The organism is Bacteroides sp. MSB163, from assembly GCF_036416795.1.
Lineage (GTDB): Bacteria > Bacteroidota > Bacteroidia > Bacteroidales > Bacteroidaceae > Bacteroides > Bacteroides maternus.
This window is the reverse complement of record NZ_CP143867.1, coordinates 2,952,670-2,971,867: the sequence shown is the minus strand read 5'-3', so window position 1 is coordinate 2,971,867 and position 19,198 is coordinate 2,952,670. Positions and strand designations below refer to the sequence as shown.

12 protein-coding genes are annotated in these 19,198 nt (G+C 46.5%); 5 read left to right on the top strand and 7 right to left on the bottom strand.

Annotated elements, in window-relative coordinates:
- Positions 1-3: 3 nt before the first annotated feature.
- Positions 4-2,106, bottom strand: a complete 2,103-nt coding sequence (locus VYM24_RS10905) for a pectinesterase family protein (RefSeq protein ID WP_425286659.1) — start codon at positions 2,104-2,106, stop codon at positions 4-6.
- Positions 2,107-2,410: 304 nt separating this feature from the next.
- Here VYM24_RS10905 and VYM24_RS10900 point away from each other — a divergent pair, with 304 nt between their 5' ends.
- Positions 2,411-3,928 carry an MFS transporter gene (locus tag VYM24_RS10900; RefSeq protein ID WP_291551898.1) on the top strand — a complete coding sequence of 506 codons (1,518 nt, stop codon included), beginning with the start codon at positions 2,411-2,413 and terminating at the stop codon, positions 3,926-3,928.
- 413 nt (positions 3,929-4,341) lie between these two features.
- On the opposite strand, the gene VYM24_RS10895 is transcribed toward VYM24_RS10900, so the two are convergent.
- From VYM24_RS10895 to VYM24_RS10870, 6 genes are all read right to left on the bottom strand, one after another.
- Positions 4,342-7,734 carry a DEAD/DEAH box helicase gene (locus tag VYM24_RS10895; protein WP_330942124.1) on the bottom strand — a complete coding sequence of 1,131 codons (3,393 nt, stop codon included), beginning with the start codon at positions 7,732-7,734 and terminating at the stop codon, positions 4,342-4,344.
- Complete coding sequence (gene tatC, locus VYM24_RS10890) at positions 7,734-8,555, bottom strand: twin-arginine translocase subunit TatC (protein WP_291554323.1); 822 nt, start codon at positions 8,553-8,555, stop codon at positions 7,734-7,736. Before tatC ends, VYM24_RS10895 begins: the two co-directional genes overlap by 1 nt.
- Positions 8,556-8,664: 109 nt before the next feature.
- Positions 8,665-8,880, bottom strand: coding sequence for a Sec-independent protein translocase subunit TatA/TatB (locus VYM24_RS10885; protein ID WP_022392885.1), 216 nt, complete (start codon positions 8,878-8,880; stop codon positions 8,665-8,667).
- Positions 8,881-9,013: 133 nt separating this feature from the next.
- Positions 9,014-11,551: a bifunctional UDP-N-acetylmuramoyl-tripeptide:D-alanyl-D-alanine ligase/alanine racemase gene (locus VYM24_RS10880; protein ID WP_299093017.1), complete on the bottom strand. Its 2,538-nt coding sequence runs from the start codon at positions 11,549-11,551 to the stop codon at positions 9,014-9,016.
- Positions 11,527-12,516 carry a GSCFA domain-containing protein gene (locus tag VYM24_RS10875; RefSeq protein ID WP_330942123.1) on the bottom strand — a complete coding sequence of 330 codons (990 nt, stop codon included), beginning with the start codon at positions 12,514-12,516 and terminating at the stop codon, positions 11,527-11,529. Before VYM24_RS10875 ends, VYM24_RS10880 begins: the two co-directional genes overlap by 25 nt.
- A 267-nt stretch (positions 12,517-12,783) precedes the next feature.
- A complete protein-coding gene (locus tag VYM24_RS10870) occupies positions 12,784-13,254 on the bottom strand; it encodes a DUF6078 family protein (RefSeq protein WP_299093021.1) in 471 nt (156 codons plus the stop codon).
- Between the two features lie 196 nt (positions 13,255-13,450).
- Here VYM24_RS10870 and dxs point away from each other — a divergent pair, with 196 nt between their 5' ends.
- The 4 genes from dxs (at position 13,451) to VYM24_RS10850 (ending at position 19,105) form a co-directional block, all read left to right on the top strand.
- Complete coding sequence (gene dxs, locus VYM24_RS10865) at positions 13,451-15,352, top strand: 1-deoxy-D-xylulose-5-phosphate synthase (protein ID WP_291554313.1); 1,902 nt, start codon at positions 13,451-13,453, stop codon at positions 15,350-15,352.
- A gap of 4 nt (positions 15,353-15,356) precedes the next feature.
- Positions 15,357-16,208 (top strand): BRO-N domain-containing protein, encoded by an 852-nt coding sequence (locus VYM24_RS10860; RefSeq protein ID WP_330942122.1) that lies wholly within the window; start codon positions 15,357-15,359, stop codon positions 16,206-16,208.
- Positions 16,205-17,545 (top strand): Trk system potassium transporter TrkA, encoded by a 1,341-nt coding sequence (gene trkA, locus VYM24_RS10855; RefSeq protein ID WP_330942121.1) that lies wholly within the window; start codon positions 16,205-16,207, stop codon positions 17,543-17,545. Before VYM24_RS10860 ends, trkA begins: the two co-directional genes overlap by 4 nt.
- 108 nt (positions 17,546-17,653) lie before the next feature.
- A complete protein-coding gene (locus VYM24_RS10850) occupies positions 17,654-19,105 on the top strand; it encodes a TrkH family potassium uptake protein (RefSeq protein WP_291554307.1) in 1,452 nt (483 codons plus the stop codon).
- Positions 19,106-19,198: the final 93 nt, after the last annotated feature.

Below are 19,198 nucleotides of genomic sequence, written 5' to 3'. Positions count from 1 at the left end.
TTATTAATTTTCAGGTTTCCAGTCGCTACACATCCGATAGATGTAATTCAGGTCATCGTATTGGGCAGCTTCTTTCTTGGTCAGCTGCTTCGCCCATTTTACCCGACCGGCTGCCGCAGCACCTTCTCCCATACTATTATATTCAGCATAGCGGGCTGTCTTCTCGTTTTCCGCTTTTCCCCAATTATGCCATCCTTCGGGACGAATATGTTTACCCATCTCACAATTGATGAATACGGTAGCGGCATACGGACGCCAGGGACGCCCCAGATAAACCTTATCCACACCCGGATTGGCCGTCAGTTTGCAATTCTTAAAGACATAACCCACTGCAATGTCTTCGGGTGTAGAAGCTGCCGTCACGTATGAATTTGTTTTGCTACGGATTTCGCAGTTCTCAAACAAAGCGGTAGAAGGACCGAAAATAAAGTCGGTAGTTCCTTCAATGTAGCAATCTACGAAATAAAGGCGTGTACCTGCAGCACCTGTATAAATGGTATCCTGATTTCCCAGCAAACGGCAGTTGATAAATACCAGTTTATCCCCTTCCGTGTGAAGGGCAACCGCTTGTCCCAGTCTGGCAGCATTGTTTTCTATGGTCAGGTTTTTGAAGGTAATATTGTTTCCCTGCACTTTTACAGTATAGGTACGGAAAGTACCCATCTTATTAATGTTGGCATGGTCATCATACGTGATAATCGTATTCTCCACACTTTCACCGATGAAATCTACATTCTGCACCCAAGAAGGAATTATCGCTTTTTCCTTATACGTTCCATTCTTTATCAGCACTGTAACCTTGTAATCCATAAAAGCACGAATGCCTTCCATAGCTTCCGTCAACGTGCGATAGTCTCCCGAACCATCACGGGCCACCACAATTGTATCTTTATATTGGGACTGTGCCGATAACGGCAACCGCAGACGCTCCCACTCCAAACTTGCCATGATAAACGGACCTACTGCCTTGGGATCGTTGCTGCGGATTGTCTCATTTATATAATAGGTGTAATCTCCCATACGGTAGTTTTTGCCACCCAGACCGGCAACCGCACATGCTCTGGTAATAGTCACCACACCGTCTTTATCTACTTCTATGAAGTTATCAAGAATGCCTTGGTATCCCTTGAGAGCCACTTTCAGATACGATTTATCAATATATCCTTTACGAACAGCTTTGAACAGGGCATAAACAAACATAGTAGAACAGGAAGACTCTACATAATTCCCTTTCTCACCACTCTTATCCAGCACCTGATACCATAATCCGGTCTTCGGATCTTGTATGCGCTTCACCTGTGCGGCAATATTATTAAGGATAACAAGCATGGAATCACGTCCTGCCTCATGTTTCGGAATAAAGTCCAGTGCATCTACAAATGCCATTGCATACCATCCCATAGCACGTCCCCAGCTATGTTGCGACTGTCCGGTAACGGGATCTGCCCAACGTTCCTTCCGACTTACATCACAGGCATGGCGATAAAGCCCGTTCTTCGGATCATACGTATGGCGTGCCACTGTAATAAACTGGTTCACAATATCTTTATAATCCTGCACACGATTATTGCGGAAAGCATATTCAGCATAGAAAGGCGCTCCCATATAAAGACCATCCAACCACATCTGATTCGGATATACTTTCTTATGCCAGAAACCGCCGTCCTCATTACGTGGATGAGTATCAAGCTGACTACGCAATAAGTCGATAGCTTTCTTATATTTTTCATCTTTCGTCTGTTCGTAGATGCGGAACAGGAATTTACCTGAATTCAAGCGGTCGATATTGTATTCATGCAGTTTATAGGTCTCGATACTTCCGTCCTTGTGTATCATAGTGTCCGCATAAGCCAGCGCATAGTCAAACATCTTCTGATCTCCATACGTATCATACACATCCAGCATGGCTTGCAATTCCAGCCCATGACAATAATCCCATTTCAGTTTCGGCTGGAAATCCAGTTGCCAGGATTCCGGGCAGCGGATCATCTCCGATTCTACCATACGTACCGACCACGGTTGCTTATCACTTACTTTCTGAGCAGACAACTGAGTGGAGCAAATCAGCGCTCCCATCACAAAAGTTTTACAAAGCAGATTGTTCATCATTCTGTTCTTGTTTTTAGGTATATAGATTATATTAAGTAATGTGACAAAGATAGCGGTTCTCACCTAAAACGTTGTGTACTTTTCGACTGAAAAGGTGCATTATTTATTTTCACCTCCTATAAACTTAGTTTTTCGTGTACGAGAACGAGCGTTTTCGTGCACGATAACGAGTTTTTTTGCCATTTATTTGCACTTGGAACAAAAATTGCAGGAAATTAGACGAAAAATGTATTGATTTACATCAAATAATGTGTATTTTTGGCCCCAGAAATAAGAATTAATAATTTTAAATCAACGTATCATGAGTTTAAATCAAAATGCAATGGGAAAGATGACCAACTACAGGTGGACCATCTGTGCCATGTTATTTTTTGCGACAACAGTAAACTACCTTGACCGCCAGGTGCTGTCATTGACGTGGGATGAATTTATCAAACCCGAATTCCATTGGGACGAATCACACTACGGAACAATCACCTCTGTTTTCTCTATTGTTTATGCTGTCTGTATGTTGTTTGCCGGTCGCTTTATCGACTGGATGGGTACAAAAAAAGGGTTCCTTTGGGCTATCGGCGTATGGTCGGCAGGTGCTTGCCTCCACGCTCTTTGTGGTATCGTAACCGAACATTTCGTAGGTCTGCATAGTGCAGCCGAGTTAATGGGTGCCACAGGTGATGTGGTAGTAACCATTGCTACTATTAGTATGTACTGCTTCCTGGCAGCCCGTTGTGTACTGGCACTTGGTGAGGCTGGTAACTTCCCTGCCGCTATCAAAGTAACTGCCGAGTATTTCCCTAAGAAAGACCGTGCGTATGCAACTTCAATCTTTAATGCCGGTGCTTCTATCGGTGCTCTGGTTGCTCCGTTGACAATTCCTTTGCTGGCTAAAGCATGGGGTTGGGAAATGGCTTTCATCGTAATTGGTGGTCTTGGATTTATTTGGATGGGCTTCTGGGTATTCATGTACTCTAAACCTTCTGAAAGCAAGCACGTAAATAAGGCTGAGCTTGATTACATTGAGCAAGACAAGCACGAAGAAGGTGCTGCTCCTGTAGTAGAAGAAAAAGACGAGAAGAAGATGAAATTCTGGCAATGCTTCAGCTACAAACAGACTTGGGCATTTGCTTTCGGTAAATTTATGACCGACGGTGTGTGGTGGTTCTTCCTGTTCTGGACTCCTTCTTATCTGAATACGCAATTCGGTATCAAGACTTCCGAAGGATTGGGTATCGCATTGATCTTTACTCTGTATGCCATCACGATGCTTTCTATTTATGGTGGTAAACTGCCTACTATCATTATCAACAGAACCGGTTTAAATCCGTATGCAGCACGTATGCGTGCCATGTTGATATTTGCATTCTTCCCGCTGGTAGTATTGCTGGCACAGCCTCTGGGTACTATCTCTCCGTGGTTACCGGTTATCATGATCGGTATCGGTGGTGCAGCTCACCAGTCTTGGTCTGCCAACATTTTCTCTACCGTAAGTGACATGTTCCCGAGAGCAGCCATTGCAAGTATCACTGGTATCGGTGGTATGGCTGGTGGTTTCGGTTCAATGATTCTTCAGAAAGTAGCAGGTAACTTGTTCGTATATTCATCAGGAAGTACAATGGTAGATGGAAAAGAAGTGGAAATGACTCATGATTTACTGGAACAAGGTGCACAGTTCGTACGCCCTGCCATGGAGTTTATGGGCTTCTCCGGTAAACCTGCAGGATACTTCATCATCTTCTGCGTATGCGCAGTAGCTTACCTGATTGGTTGGGTTGTAATGAAGGCTCTGGTTCCAAAGTATAAACCTATTGTATTGGAATAATACTGGAATAGTATATATAGATAATAAAAAAGGTGCTCTGTGATAGAGCACCTTTTTTGATATATATAAAAGATAGAAAAGTACCGGCACAAAAAAAGCCCCTTCTCACGAAGCGACTCTCTTCTGCACTCTCCCGTGAAAAACATGAACCTCAGTATACTTTAGCAAATTACCTTCAAACGGTCCATGAGAGATACAGGAGCGCAAAACTTTAAGATGAAAAAAAGGGAAGTCTCACGACTTCCACAATTCTTCTAACCTTAAATCTAAATCTCTATGAAAAAAACGTTCGGCAAAGATAAGGGTTTATTACATTCAGAAATACTAATAAAAGATATAAAGAAAAGAGGAACGTTTAAGATTTGCTAAATGAAACTCGGATTATCCTTCTGAAAGCCACAGTTCCTTCCATTTCAGAAAATACTATCCAACAAGTCCGCATAGATAGGATTTTGCCGTAGCAAATGGGGTACACCTGTCATAAACAATTGCTTACGGGCACGAGTGAGAGCCACGTTCAGTTTCCGGTCAATCCACACCCCACCTTCTTCCGTAAGATTGGCAAGGAATTTCAACTGATAAGTACGGTTCACACAGAAGGAATAAATAATCACATCGCGCTCACTCCCCTGGAAGCGTTCTACGGTATCTACCAGGATATCGTTTAAACACGGAATGCCCAAAGCTGCTATTTCACTTTTAATAAGAGCTATCTGACTACGATAGGGAGTGATAATCCCCAAAGTCAGGGCAGAACAAAAACCGGAACTACCGTCATATTGCCGATAGATAGCAGCTGCCAGTCTGGCTACGAGCTGCGCTTCGAAATGATTAATCTTTGCCGATTGCGAAGCGACCTCCGGCACTGAAGCAAGAAAAACCACACGACGCACCAGTATATCTGCAAATTCATCATTTTCCAATCCCGGAGCAAGTGTCAGTTCCCCTTGCTGGTGTTGCAAACCGATAGGTTCCAGTAGTCCGCCATAAAAGGCATGATTAGGAAAACGAGCCACTTCCACATTCATACGTCCCTGGCGACAAAGCATGTCGTAGGAGCGGTTAGTAATGAGTGATAAGTGGTGAGTGGTGTCGGCAGAATTCCGGTAGAGGCGCTCAAAAAGGGAATCTTTCAAATTATGCAAACCGATGCTGTGCAGGCAGTCCTCGCAGACTTCAGATTGGGATTCGGATTGAAGCACGACGGCAGGCAATTGTTTATGATCACCAATGAGGATAAACTTGCCAATAGCATTTCCACCCGCCACATTACGCGCACAAAGAAGCCCCAGCAGTTGTGGTTCCAGTATCTGAGTAGCCTCATCCACAATAGCCACATCGAAAGTTTTCAGACGGAACAATTCCGTTTTGGAGGAGAATGTGGAGACAGTGCCCACAAAAACACGGCAACGCTCTATGCGGGTATGTACCTCACGGCGTGAAGAGCAGGATTCCAGCACATTCTCTATCAGATGGGAACGGAAAGGTATATCGCAGGAAAGTTCACTCCCTATACGGATGAAATCAATCTCAGGCGTAATGGCAGAGAGGGTTTTGCAGATTTCATCCACTGCACGATTGGTGTACGAGAGCAATAATATCTGTTTTCCTTCATGATAGAAGGCTTCCACCATACCGCGTAGAGCACGGGAAGTCTTTCCGGTGCCCGGAGGACCTACCAAAAGAAAATAATCTTTAGCAGCCTGGGCTTTCAGGGTGATACGGGAGAAATCATCCGGAGCAACTGCAATGCGAGGATCGAAAGAAACGTCAAACTCCGGCTGTCGCTGGAATAGCAACAGGTCCCGGCGATCCTTGTTGGCAGAAAGAAAGGCAGAAAGTCCCAGGTACATACTGCGAAAAGAAGTATCCATATAATCATGCTCGATGGCATAACGACTGTCGGGAGGAAGCACGGAAGTATTTTGTTGCGAAGCACGAAGGCGGATACGGATATCCCGGTCAGTGATTCGCTCAATATTTCCTTTGAATACCATTTTATTGGTTACGTTGTCCGTATCATTATTACGTTGATAGAGAACGATGGAGTCTCCTTCACGGAAATTCGGCAATGTCTGCGCCGACTGCTGGTTGACCCGTGCTAACACAAGGTATGCTTTATGCAGATCCGCCGCATGATTCTCCGTGATTGTCAGATCGTATAATATCTCTCCCGCCTCACACTTTTCTTCAAGCGTAGAAAGCCACAAAGCGGCAGCACCTGTACGCCCCTCATAATCAATATCTCCCGATTTTGAAGTGTACAGTTCCTTCGTAATAAAATTATAGAGTGTATAGAAATAACATTGTTCCAACGGTGTAAGCGCCCGAAGGCGCTGCGTCACGGCATCAATGGCAGGGTAAAGATAGCGTTTCCACAATGTATTGTTCAGATGGCGCTCATTCAGTGTATCCGGATGAACATCCTTCAGCCGCTCTGCCGTATAGTGCGGACTATTACGCAATTGCATACCGTATTCATTAGCCACAATCCGGTTGCGCACATCCATTACACGGCGCACCATCGCCCACGACGGACGAGCGGGATATAACAACGGATAGCGGGTATAGAGCAGATAAGCTTTGACCTTGCGGTGATCCATCCCCATAGAGTATTCCAATACCGCCTGATACAACAACATCTGTACCTTGTTATTCTCCTTCGGCTCCACCTTGCCCCGGATGGAATACTCGTCAGCCTTGCCCGACTTCATTTCTATGAAGGAAGACATGTCTCGCTGCATATAGTCCAGGCGGCCTTGTAATCCCAGGGCTTCACAAATATAGGTAGGTTCCAGTACGGCATCCGTCTTATCCAGTTCATAACCGGGAGCACGGAAAGTCTCCGTCACCGTTTGCCGGATATGGTCGAAATGCCGTTTACAATCAGCGAAGAATTCCTTTTCCTTTTCTTTATCCAACAAATCGGCACACGCGGCCAAATCAATGGAATAGGTACGGAACGCTTTCTTCATACAAGTCAGATAGTCCGGTTCCTCCTTGGCATAGATCCACTCATCCAAAAAAAGATTGGCGATGTTTCCAAGTAACAGCGGGCGTGTATTGTCAGGGGATTGCAGGCGTGCCAGCAAATAATTGGCAGGATGATGCCCGTAATCTTTAAAGCACTCTGCCAATGAGCTGATATCCAACAGATAGTCCGGTTCCAGTATAATAAAGGAAGGCGTCAGTATGCCAGCCTCATCTACAGCTACATCCAGCAGGTTGACCTGCGCATGACGCCACAGCTGTTTGCAGGTCTCGGCAAACTCCTCATTCACCTGAGATACATTGTAGCGTACCCTCAGCGGTTCATCGGCAACGGTATCTACAGGCAATACATATAGAAAAGTGTCGTCAGCATACTGGAAACAGACACGCATCCGGCGTACCCGCTCTTTTGCGGGCGGAGCAACAATATACGCGGCATCCGCACGGGGAAGCTGATGATATAGTTCAGCAGGGATATTCTCACCCGTCAACCGTTTCACAAAGAAGGTCAATGTCTTGATGTCACGCAACAGATTCTCGCGTGAAGGTTCGGATTGTCGATTCAGTACGGCATTGGAAGTCAGTCGGAAGGTGTGCAGGCGGTTTTGTTCCACTACGGAAAGTCCCACTTTTGAGGCCACAAAACTGATGCGTGCGGAAAGGTCCGTCATTTGCAGATTACCGTCCGGCATCTGCGTGCGGCAAAGACGTTCCAGAAATTCACGAAGCTGACGGTAAGCCGTCACCAGCGGAATATCTTCATCCCGGCAGACAGTGAGCAAGAAATGATAGTATTCCCGCGCTTCTTCTTTCATTATTCCTCCTTCTCTTCATCAGTCTCGTCCGCATCGGTCTTTTTATCCTTAATCATCAGGATACTCAACTCATAGAGCAGATAAAGCGGAACGGAAACCACAGTCAGGGTGAAGGGGTCGCCAGTCGGTGTAATGATAGCTGAAATAATCACGATAAGCACCAGGGCATGACGGCGGTATTTGCGCAGGAAAGATTTATGTACCAGCCCCAAGAGCGAAAGCAGCCACGTCACTAACGGCAATTCGAAAGCCAGCCCCATGCAGAGCACCAGCATCATGAAGTTGTCTATGTAGGAATTCAAAGAAATCTGGTTCTCAATAGCCGCGCTCAGTTGATAGGTGGAAAGGAAACGCAGCGTCAGCGGATAGACCATAAAATAACCCAGAAGCACACCGAGGAAGAACATCACCGTACCAATACACAGTGCTTTCTTCACGCCACGCCGCTCATTAGCATAGAGCGCAGGACTGATAAACCGCCAGATTTCGAAAAAGATATAAGGCGTAGCCGTCACCACCGACATCCAGAATGCAGTGGACATGTGAATAAAGAACGGGGCAGCCAGATTAATATTGATTAGTTTGACGTGGAACTCCTGTGTGAAGAAATCATCATGGAGATCGAAAACCTTTCCCACATAGCGCAACACGTCGTAGAAGACAAAGTCATTGTGGCAGGGAGCTAACACTACGTTATCAAACAGCCACGGCATCGCAATAAAATAACCTACAGCCAACACAAACCATACACCGAGTACCCGAAACAATACACGGCGCAGTTCGTCCAAATGATCCCAAAAGGTTAATTCCTTATCTGCCATAGTAGTAAGTAGCTACGAGTTACGAACTACAAGCTACGAGTACCGTGCGGCATAATCGCGCAGCCACTTGTAGCTTGTAGCTTTGCAGCTCGTAGCTTATGTAACTCATTTATTTTTTTGAAGCCGGCTCTTCTATATCATCCTTTGCCTTGTTTATTTCTTCTTTTGCTTCATTCACACCATCTTTGAAGCTCTTCACACCTTTACCGAGTCCTTTCATCAGTTCGGGGATTTTCTTGCCACCAAACAACAACAGTATTAACAGGGCGATGATAACCCATTCGGAACCGCTGGGCAGAAAGCCTAATAAAAGTAAATTTGTCATATCCGTAGTCTTTTAAATTTGTTGCAAATATAATAGTTTCACCACAGATTACACAGATTTACACAGATTAAAACGAAAACTTTCTGCGTCAAGCCGAATAATCGGGAAGCATATACAACTCACTAACAAACGGTTAATCCTGATAATAGATTCTTTTCACCCGCGTAGAAACACTTGTCAGCACTTCGTAAGGAATGGTTTCAAGAATATCGGAAAGTACCGTAATGGGGAGATGATCACCGAAAATCTCCACAGTATCCCCTTCCTTGCAGTCAATGTCCGTAACGTCAATCATGCAAACGTCCATACAGATGTTACCCACATAGGGCGCACGCCGGCCATTCACCAGGCAATAGGCGTGCCCGTTGCCAAGATGACGGTTCAATCCGTCGGCATATCCGATAGGTAATGCGGCAATTCGTGAATTACGCGTCAGGTGTCCCTTGCGGCTATAGCCTACCGTGTCTTCCTGGGGTACATCACGTATTTGCAGGATGGTGGTTTTCAGTGTACTCACATTATTGATAATGCTGTTATCAATGGGACTGATGCCATACAAACCGATACCCAAGCGTACCATATCGAACTGTGCACCCGGGAAACGCTCGATACCGGCCGAATTGCAGATGTGCCGGAGTATCTTATGCGGAAATGCTTCCTGCAACTGCATGGATGCCGCCTCAAACGTTTCAATCTGTCCACGTGTAAACGCATCGAACTGTGCCGCATCACTACCCACAAAGTGCGAGAATACCGAACGGGCAATCACTGCATTCTGTCCTTTCAGCCGTTCAATCAATCGCGGCATATCTTCGGCGGCAAAGCCCAGGCGATGCATGCCCGTATCCAGTTTTATATGAATCGGGAAGTTAGTGATTCCTTCCTTCTCCGCCTCTTTAATCAGTGCATCCAGCAGGTGGAAGCTATACACTTCCGGCTCCAGCTTATAGTCGAACATGGTCTTGAACGCGGTCATCTCCGGGTTCATAATGATGATGCTTGCCGTGATACCCGCTTTGCGGAGTTCGGAACCTTCATCAGCTACAGCCACAGCCAGGAAATCAACATGATGTTCCTGCAAGGTCTTGGCAATCTCATACGAACCGGCCCCATAGGCTGATGCTTTCACCATACACACCATCTTCGTATCCGGACGCAGCTGACTGCGATAATAGTTCAGATTGGCTATCATGGCTCCAAGATTCACCTCAAGAATGGTTTCGTGTACCTTTTTCTCCAATTCTTCCGTCAAGGCATCAAAGCCGAACTGACGGGCACCTTTTATCAATATAATTTCATTCTCCAACCGCAGTTCCCCACGGGAAATGGCACGCAACAGGGCCTCTGTATTAGGATAGAAAGCCTTCTCGATGTCAAAGCGCGCGGCACACGAAGAGATCTCACTGCCCACTCCGATGATACGCTCAATGCCGCGGCTACCGGCAAGCTGCGATACTTTCCGGTAAAGTGTCGGCGCATTCTGTCCGGTTTCCAGTATATCCGAGAGGATGAGAGTCCGCTTCAGTCCGTTACTCTGCGAACGACGGTAAAGGAAATCAAGTGCAATGTCCAGTGAAGCAAGATCACTGTTATAACTATCATTGATCAACAGGCAACCATTTTTGCCTTCCTTCACTTCCAGGCGCATAGCTACCGGTTCCAGCGCCGCCATACGTTCCGTAATTTTCCCGGCAGGAAGCATCAGATAAAGACAGGCAGCCAGGCAGTTCAGCGAGTTCTCGATAGAAGCATCGTCAATGAAAGGCAATATAAAGGTGTTGTCCATCTCCAGATAACGATAAGAGATCACGGTACAATCCTCCTTTTTCTCCACCTTACTTATAAACAGGGGACGCTCCATATCTTTCCGGCTCCACGCGATTTCGCGGGCACTGAGCATGGACTTCGCCACACAATTGCTGATAAACTCATCATCGCCATTATAGATCACCACATCGCAGTTCTTGAAGAGCGACAGTTTTTCCATGGTCTTCTCTTGCAAAGAGAAAAAGTTCTCCTGATGAGCTCCGCCAATGTTGGTCAGTATGCCGATGGTAGGTTTGATAATATTCTGCAAGGCACGCATCTCTCCCATCTCCGAAATTCCGGCTTCGAAAATAGCGAGTTCGGACTGCCCGTTCATCTGCCAGACGGACAAAGGTACGCCGATCTGTGAATTATAGCTGCGCGGCGAACGGACAATCACCCGCTCAGGACTGAGCAATTGATGCAGCCATTCCTTTACAATCGTCTTTCCGTTACTGCCTGTTATGCCGATAACCGGTATCTGAAACTGTTCACGGTGTTGTTCCGCCAACTTCTGCAAAGCTTTCAAAGGATTGGCGACCACCAGGAAATTGACAGTTGACAATTGACAATTGACAATGGGCTGTGCACCATCACGCTGCGCAGAATTGTCCATTGTCAATTGTCCATTGTCAATTGCTTTAAAGGTTTCTTTGCTGACCACAAAATTGCGAACACCGCGTGAATACAAGTCAGGTATATAGCGTGCGCCATCATTACGCTTGGTAGTTAAGGCAAAAAACAAGGTTTCTTCGGGGAAACTCAAGGAACGGCTATCGGTAAGTAACCAATCTATGGTTGCCGGCGTGTCCCCCACACGTCGTGCACCGATGCGTTCGGCTATTGTTTCAATCGTATACGGCATATATCTTTCTCTTTTTTGAAATCTAAGTACGGGTATTTTTTGTTAAGTCGGTCGATTTTTAACACAATTTGTCCTAAAAAACGCTTATACTCGTCTGACTCAGGATGAAAAGGCTTATGGGATAGCGCTTTATTGATATTTTCACTTTCCTGCATAATCTCTAACGCATCCTCAGAGAGACAGGTCTGCACAAACTTCTCCCATACATAACGCACCGCCAGGGGGGATGGATGCACCATGTCGTCAGCGTAAAAACGATAGTCACGTAGCTCGTCGAGTAAGAGCTCATAAGCCGGAAAATAAAAGACATGTTCGGGAAATGAAGCCTGTAACTGATCGATAGCAAGCAAAAGTGTAGCTTTACTCAATTGGTTAGCGTGCATTCCGTCACGTACATGACGGATGGGGCTGACCGTAAGAATCACTTTCAACTTTGGGTTCCGGGCAATCAGACCGGAGAAGAGAGAGGTATAATCCGATACAATCTCCTGCACGCTGAGCCGGCGACGGGTAAAAACAGACTCCGGCTGTTTATGGCAATTGGCAACCACATGTCCCGTGGATTTCTGTTCGTACACCCACGCTGTACCAAAAGTCAGCATCAGGCAGTTCAAGTGGTGGATACGTTCGCGCGCCGTTTGCAGACGGGTATTGATGCGCTGCAACACTTCTTCTGCCAAGGGAGAAGAAAAATCGCCATGATGCATCGGACTATGCCAGCACTCACGGAAGAAGAACAAGGCTTCGTCCGTATAAATCCTGCCCGCCACCACTTCGCGCAAAGCTGCCGAAATCGACAACGGATTATAAAGAACCCCGAAAGGATTCATATCCGAACGAAACTTGGCATCTGCCAGCAACGCGCCGATATGAACGGCAAAGCAAGAACCCATCAGCAGAAACTCGTCCGACTGAGTGAAACGTGGCATACCGGAAGGCAACTCAACGGAAGTAAAAAAGTTCATAAGTGAATAATTAAGAATTATGAAAGTGAAAAAACAGCTTTCGTTGCCGCTACAAAACTAATCAATCCACCCTAAAGATACAAAAGAAAAGAAGGATAACCGGCCAGACGATAGGAGTAAGCGGTATTCCCACTACGACTGAGGTACTCTCCCATTACGACTGAAGTACCCTCTCACTACGACTGAAATACCCTCCCACCGGGACTGAACGAGTGTCCCACTACTGTCAAGTCGTGTGGGACCCCAACCCTTCTGTCAGACAAGAAGTTAGAGCGTGGTTCTCGCTTTCGGTACATGACATTCATCCCAATCATACTCTTCAAGATAACTGTCGAACACGGGAGTTTCCGTGATACCCGCCCGCAGGAAAAGTCCGGCAATCCGCTCCTGTTCTGCCGGCGAGAGCCCGCGTTCCGCATGCAAGATACGGTAATAAGTGGTTTGGGGATAGATATCGCGAACCATCCTTTTCAGCATCAAGGCTTTCTTATAAGGAATGTTATCGAAAAGGGTACTGATGCCCCAGGCATAGCGACGTTTCACGGTGCTCCGAAAGTAGGGGCAATTTCCGGCATCCGCCGGATAGTTGGACGGGTTTACCGCCACAACGCTCTTCAAATTCTGCGGCACATGCAACGCGACAAGGTGGCGCAAACAACTTTCGCCTCGCGTACAGGCGGAATTGAGGCAATGAATATAATTCAAAGGCACCATATCATAATTAAAGTAAGCTTTCATATTATTCTGTTTTGCAGGTGCAAATGTAGCGAATCTATTCAGATGGAACAATTTAAAAGGGAATAGTTATCGAATCATGAGATAAAAGGCTGAAGAACCAAGGTGAAAGAAGCAGTAACACGCATTTTTTCCAAAAAAAGGGAATGCCTTCCGTTTTCTTTTACTAATTTTGCAATTTGTAATCCTCAGAACAGAGATGAAGACAGAACCAACAACATATAACTTGCTAAATTCTATTTCTGATCCCGAAGATCTGCGTAAACTAAGCGTTGATCAGCTTCCGGAGATTTGCAAAGAATTGCGGCAGGACATTATTAAAGAAGTTTCGCGCAACCCGGGACACTTTGCAGCCAGTTTGGGGACGGTAGAACTGACCGTCGCCCTGCATTACGTGTTCAATACTCCTTACGACCGCATCGTGTGGGACGTAGGCCATCAGGCGTATGGCCATAAGATACTGACCGGACGTCGGGAAACATTCTCCACAAACCGGAAATTCAAGGGTATCCGCCCTTTCCCCTCTCCCGATGAAAGCGATTATGACACTTTCACTTGCGGACATGCTTCGAACTCCATTTCGGCGGCTCTCGGCATGGCGGTAGCGGCAGAAGAAAAAGGAGAAAAAGACCGCCATGTGGTTGCCGTAATTGGCGATGGCAGCATGAGCGGTGGACTGGCATTCGAAGGATTGAACAATGCCTCAGCAAGTTCCAACAACCTGCTTATCATTCTGAACGATAACGAGATGGCCATAGACCGCAGTGTAGGCGGCATGAAGCAATATCTCTTCAACCTGACCACCTCAAACCGATACAACCAGCTCCGCTTCAAAGTATCCAAGATGCTGTTCAAAGTGGGCATCCTCAACGAAGATCGTCGTAAGGCTCTTATACGTTTTGGCAATAGCCTGAAATCGATAGCCGCCCAACAACAGAATATCTTCGAAGGAATGAATATCCGCTACTTCGGTCCCGTCAACGGACACGATGTGAAGAACATCGCACGTATCCTGCGGGACATCAAAGATATGAAGGGACCGAAAATCCTGCACCTGCACACCATTAAAGGGAAAGGCTTCGAACCTGCCGAGAAGGCTCCGGGCATCTGGCATGCACCGGGAAAGTTTGATCCAGAAACGGGTGAACGCTTTACAACAGATACACACAACCTGCCACCACTGTATCAGGACGTTTTCGGAGAAACCCTGGTGGAACTTGCCGAAAAGAATCCACGCATCGTCGGCGTCACTCCCGCCATGCCTACAGGGTGTTCCATGAATATGCTGATGCAGGCAATGCCCGACCGTGCTTTTGACGTAGGTATTGCCGAAGGACATGCAGCCACCTTCTCGGGCGGTATGGCCAAAGAAGGGATGCAACCTTTTTGCAACATCTATTCGTCATTCATGCAACGTGCTTACGACAATGTCATTCATGATATCGCCATACTCAAACTTCCCGTTGTGCTCTGCCTGGATCGTGCCGGGCTGGTAGGTGAAGACGGACCGACCCACCACGGCGTGTTCGACCTGGCCTACTTCCGCCCCATCCCCAACCTGACGATTTCCTCGCCTATGAACGAGCACGAACTACGCCACCTCATGTACACGGCACAGCTGCCGGACAAAGGTCCGTTCGTTATCCGCTACCCCCGTGGGCGCGGCGTGCTGAAGGACTGGAAATGCCCGTTAGAAGAAATTCCGGTTGGCAAAGGACGCAAGCTGAAGGACGGTAAAGATATGGCAGTCGTTACCCTCGGCCCGATAGGGAACATTGCCGCAAAGGCCATCGAACGGGCGGAAAAAGAAAAAAACATCTCAATAGCACATTATGACCTGCGTTTCCTCAAGCCACTGGACGAGGAGATGCTACACGAAATAGGACGTTCATTTTCCCGCATCATCACCATTGAAGACGGCATACGGAAAGGTGGCATGGGGACTGCCATCCTGGAATTTATGGCCGACAACGAATATACGCCGCACGTACACCGCATAGGCGTGCCGGATACGTTTATAGAACACGGCACGATACAGGAGCTGTATCATCTGTGTGGCATGGATGAGGAAGGAATAATGAATACGATAGAACAAATATAATATTATGACAAAGAAAGAAGCCATCAAGGTGTTTGAGGAAAAGAAAGTACGCACGGTCTGGGATGACGAGACGGAAGAGTGGTACTTTTCAGTGATTGACGTGATAGAAATTCTAACAGACAGTTCCAATCCAAGAAGATATTGGAGCGACTTAAAATCAAAGTTGGCAAAGGAGGGCAGTCAACTGTACGCTAAAATCGTACAGTTAAAAATGCTGTCATCCGATGGCAAAATGAGATTGACAGACGTGATGACGACAGAACAAATGTTCCGCCTCATCCAATCCATTCCTTCTCCCAAAGCCGAACCTTTCAAGCTTTGGATGGCCCAAACCGCCAAAGAGCGGTTGGATGAAATGCAGGATCCTGAACTTACAATTCAGCGTTCCATGATGGAGTACAAAGCATTGGGATATTCGGACAACTGGATAAACCAGCGATTGAAAAGTATCGAGATACGCAAAGAACTAACTGACGAATGGAAACGTTGTGGACTGGAGGAAGGCACGCAGTTTGCTACATTGACAGATATCCTTTATCAGACCTGGGCTGATAAAACCACCAAAGAGTACAAACGCTTCAAGGGACTGAAGAAAGAGAACCTACGGGATAACATGACTAATAAAGAATTAGTATTAAACATGTTGGCAGAACTTTCAACCAAAGAAATCTCTGAAGTCAGTAACCCGGAGAATTTTGATGAGCATAAAGATATTGCCCGCCGTGGCGGAAGCATCGCCCGTGAAGCCCGAATAAGACTGGAAGAAGAGACTGGACAGGCTGTCATCTCTCCTCTGAACGCGAAGACTGTTCTGGGATTGGAACAACAAAACGATAAGAGTAATAAAGAGCAATGAAAATTATTATTGCCGGTGCCGGCGCAGTAGGCACACACTTGGCAAAATTGTTGTCTCGCGAGAAGCAGGACATCATATTGATGGACGACAATGAAGAGAGGTTGAGCACGCTTAGTTCCAACTTCGATTTAATGACGGTCACGGCATCGCCTACTTCCATTCAGGGATTGAAAGAAGTGGGGACTAGAGATGCTGACCTGTTTATAGCTGTCACTCCCGATGAAAGCCGTAACATGACTGCATGTATGCTGGCCACCAACCTCGGTGCCAAAAAGACCGTTGCCCGTATTGACAATTACGAGTATCTCCTGCCTAAGAACAAGGAATTCTTCAAGAAACTGGGTGTTGACTCATTGATTTACCCTGAAATGCTTGCCGCTAAAGAAATCGTATCTTCCATACGTATGAGTTGGGTGCGCCAATGGTGGGAATTCTGTGGCGGATCGCTGATACTTATCGGTACCAAGATGCGTGAAAAAGCGGAAATACTGAATATTCCTCTGCACCAGCTTGCCGAAACAGACAAACCCTATCACGTGGTAGCCATCAAACGTTGCAACGAAACACTGATTCCGCGCGGTGACGATGTAATCAAACTGCATGACATCGTTTACTTCACCACTACCCGCAAGTATGTACCTTATATACGTAAAATAGCCGGAAAGGAAGATTATGCCGATGTACGCAACGTAATGATCATGGGTGGAAGCCGCATTGCCGTGCGAACCGCCCAATATGTACCCAACTATATGCAGGTGAAGATCATAGACAACGACTTGAACCGTTGCAACCGCCTGACAGAACTTCTTGATGATAAGGTTATGATTATCAACGGAGACGGACGCGATATGGACCTGCTTATCGAAGAAGGTCTGAAGAACACGGAAGCCTTCGTAGCCCTTACTGGAAATTCGGAAACAAACATTCTTTCCTGCCTTGCCGCCAAACGTATGGGCGTCAGCAAGACGGTGGCGGAAGTAGAAAATATAGATTATATAGGTATGGCGGAGAGCCTCGACATCGGTACGGTAATCAATAAGAAGATGATTACCGCCAGTCACATCTATCAGATGATGCTGGATGCCGACGTCAGCAACGTAAAATGCCTGACCTTTGCCAATGCCGACGTTGCAGAGTTCACCGTGAAAGCCGACTCTAAAATTACCAAACACCAGGTTAAGGACCTCGGGCTGCCGAAGGGAACCACTATCGGCGGATTGATCCGACAGGGCGAAGGAGTCGTAGTAACGGGTAATACGCAGATATTACCCGGTGACCACGTAGTAGTCTTCTGTTTGAGCATGATGATTAAGAAGATTGAGAAATACTTTAATTAAATGAAGAACAAAGAAATGAAGAACTAAAAATGAAGAATGAAGAATTGGCCTGCGGTATGACGACGTATTCTTCATTCCCCCATTCTTCATTCTTCATTAATATATGATATGATTAATTTCAAGACGGTTATACGGATTATCGGTATCCTCCTATTGCTGGAGACGGTGATGCTATTGCTTTGCTCGGGCGTTTCATTCTATTACCAGGATGAAGCGTTGGTAGATTTCTGGGTATCAGCAGGTATTACGGCAGGTGCCGGACTACTCCTGGCAGCCATGGGCAAAGGCGGTGACCGCCAACTGACACGCAGGGACGGATATGTACTCGTCAGCTTTGCCTGGGTAGCCTTCTCGCTTTTCGGCATGTTACCGTTCTACATCAGTGGATATATACCCAGCATTACCAACGCCTTCTTTGAAACGATGTCCGGCTTCAGCAGCACGGGTGCTACAATATTGGATGACATCGAAGCACTCCCCCACGGTCTGCTCTTTTGGCGCAGCATGACACAATGGATAGGCGGCTTGGGTATTATAATGTTCACCATCGCCATCCTTCCGATATTCGGTGTCAGCGGTTTGCAAGTGTTTGCCGCCGAAGCCAGCGGACCTACACATGACAAAGTGCACCCGCGCATCGGCATCACAGCCAAATGGATCTGGAGCATTTATGCAGGTATCACCTGTATCCTTACCGCCCTGCTGATGCTGGGGGGAATGGACTGGTTCGACAGTGTCTGCCATGCCTTTGCCACTACAGGCACAGGTGGATTCTCCACCAAACAAGCCAGTGTAGCTTACTACCAATCACCCTATATTGAATATGTAATATCCATCTTCATGTTCATATCCGGTATCAACTTCACGTTACTGCTGTTCTTTTTCAACCGAAAGTTCAAGAAAGTTATCCACGATGCTGAGTTAAAGTGGTATTTCTGGTCGGTAGTACTATTTACCGGCCTGATTGCAGTGATACTTTATTATTCCAACCCCATAGGTATGGAAGATGCATTCCGCAAGTCACTGTTCCAGGTTATTTCACTGCACACTTCCACCGGATTCGCCACGGACGACTATATGTTATGGCCCGCCGTGACGTGGGGTTTGCTAACCATCGTCATGCTGATGGGTGCCTGTGCGGGAAGCACAACGGGTGGTCTTAAATGTATCCGTATGGTAATCCTCGGCAAAGTGGCCCGCAATGAATTCAAACATATCCTCCACCCTAACGCAATACTTCCGGTACGTATCAACAAGCAGGTGATTTCCCCCTCCATACAATCTACAGTACTGGCTTTCTGCTTTATATATGCAGTAATCATTATCATCAGCGTATTGATTATGATGGGAATGGGCATTGGTTTTGTAGAATCTGTGGGGTGCGTGATATCCAGTATCGGCAACATGGGACCCGGGTTAGGAGAAACCGGTCCCGCCTTCTCATGGAATGCACTGCCCGATGTGGCGAAGTGGTTAATGGCTTTCCTTATGTTACTGGGACGTCTGGAATTATTTACCGTATTATTACTTTTCACTCCGGAATTCTGGAGAAGAAGTTGATATAAGGCAAAAAAGTGCTAAAAAGAGACTTATTTGCCATCTCTATATAACAAAATAGCCAATATTTGTTATACATTTGCAGCCGAATGAAAA

Excerpts from the sequence above, each read along its gene's own strand:
- VYM24_RS10895 (WP_330942124.1), bottom strand. The coding sequence starts at position 7,734 with ATGAAAGAAGAAGCGCGGGAATACTATCATTTCTTGCTCACTGTCTGC.
- VYM24_RS10860 (WP_330942122.1), top strand. The coding sequence starts at position 15,357 with ATGACAAAGAAAGAAGCCATCAAGGTGTTTGAGGAAAAGAAAGTACGC.
- VYM24_RS10870 (WP_299093021.1), bottom strand. The coding sequence starts at position 13,254 with ATGAAAGCTTACTTTAATTATGATATGGTGCCTTTGAATTATATTCAT.
- VYM24_RS10880 (WP_299093017.1), bottom strand. The coding sequence starts at position 11,551 with ATGCCGTATACGATTGAAACAATAGCCGAACGCATCGGTGCACGACGT.
- trkA (WP_330942121.1), top strand. The coding sequence starts at position 16,205 with ATGAAAATTATTATTGCCGGTGCCGGCGCAGTAGGCACACACTTGGCA.
- VYM24_RS10885 (WP_022392885.1), bottom strand. The coding sequence starts at position 8,880 with ATGACAAATTTACTTTTATTAGGCTTTCTGCCCAGCGGTTCCGAATGG.
- VYM24_RS10875 (WP_330942123.1), bottom strand. The coding sequence starts at position 12,516 with ATGAACTTTTTTACTTCCGTTGAGTTGCCTTCCGGTATGCCACGTTTC.
- dxs (WP_291554313.1), top strand. The coding sequence starts at position 13,451 with ATGAAGACAGAACCAACAACATATAACTTGCTAAATTCTATTTCTGAT.
- VYM24_RS10900 (WP_291551898.1), top strand. The coding sequence starts at position 2,411 with ATGAGTTTAAATCAAAATGCAATGGGAAAGATGACCAACTACAGGTGG.
- VYM24_RS10905 (WP_425286659.1), bottom strand. The coding sequence starts at position 2,106 with ATGAACAATCTGCTTTGTAAAACTTTTGTGATGGGAGCGCTGATTTGC.
- tatC (WP_291554323.1), bottom strand. The coding sequence starts at position 8,555 with ATGGCAGATAAGGAATTAACCTTTTGGGATCATTTGGACGAACTGCGC.
- VYM24_RS10850 (WP_291554307.1), top strand. The coding sequence starts at position 17,654 with ATGATTAATTTCAAGACGGTTATACGGATTATCGGTATCCTCCTATTG.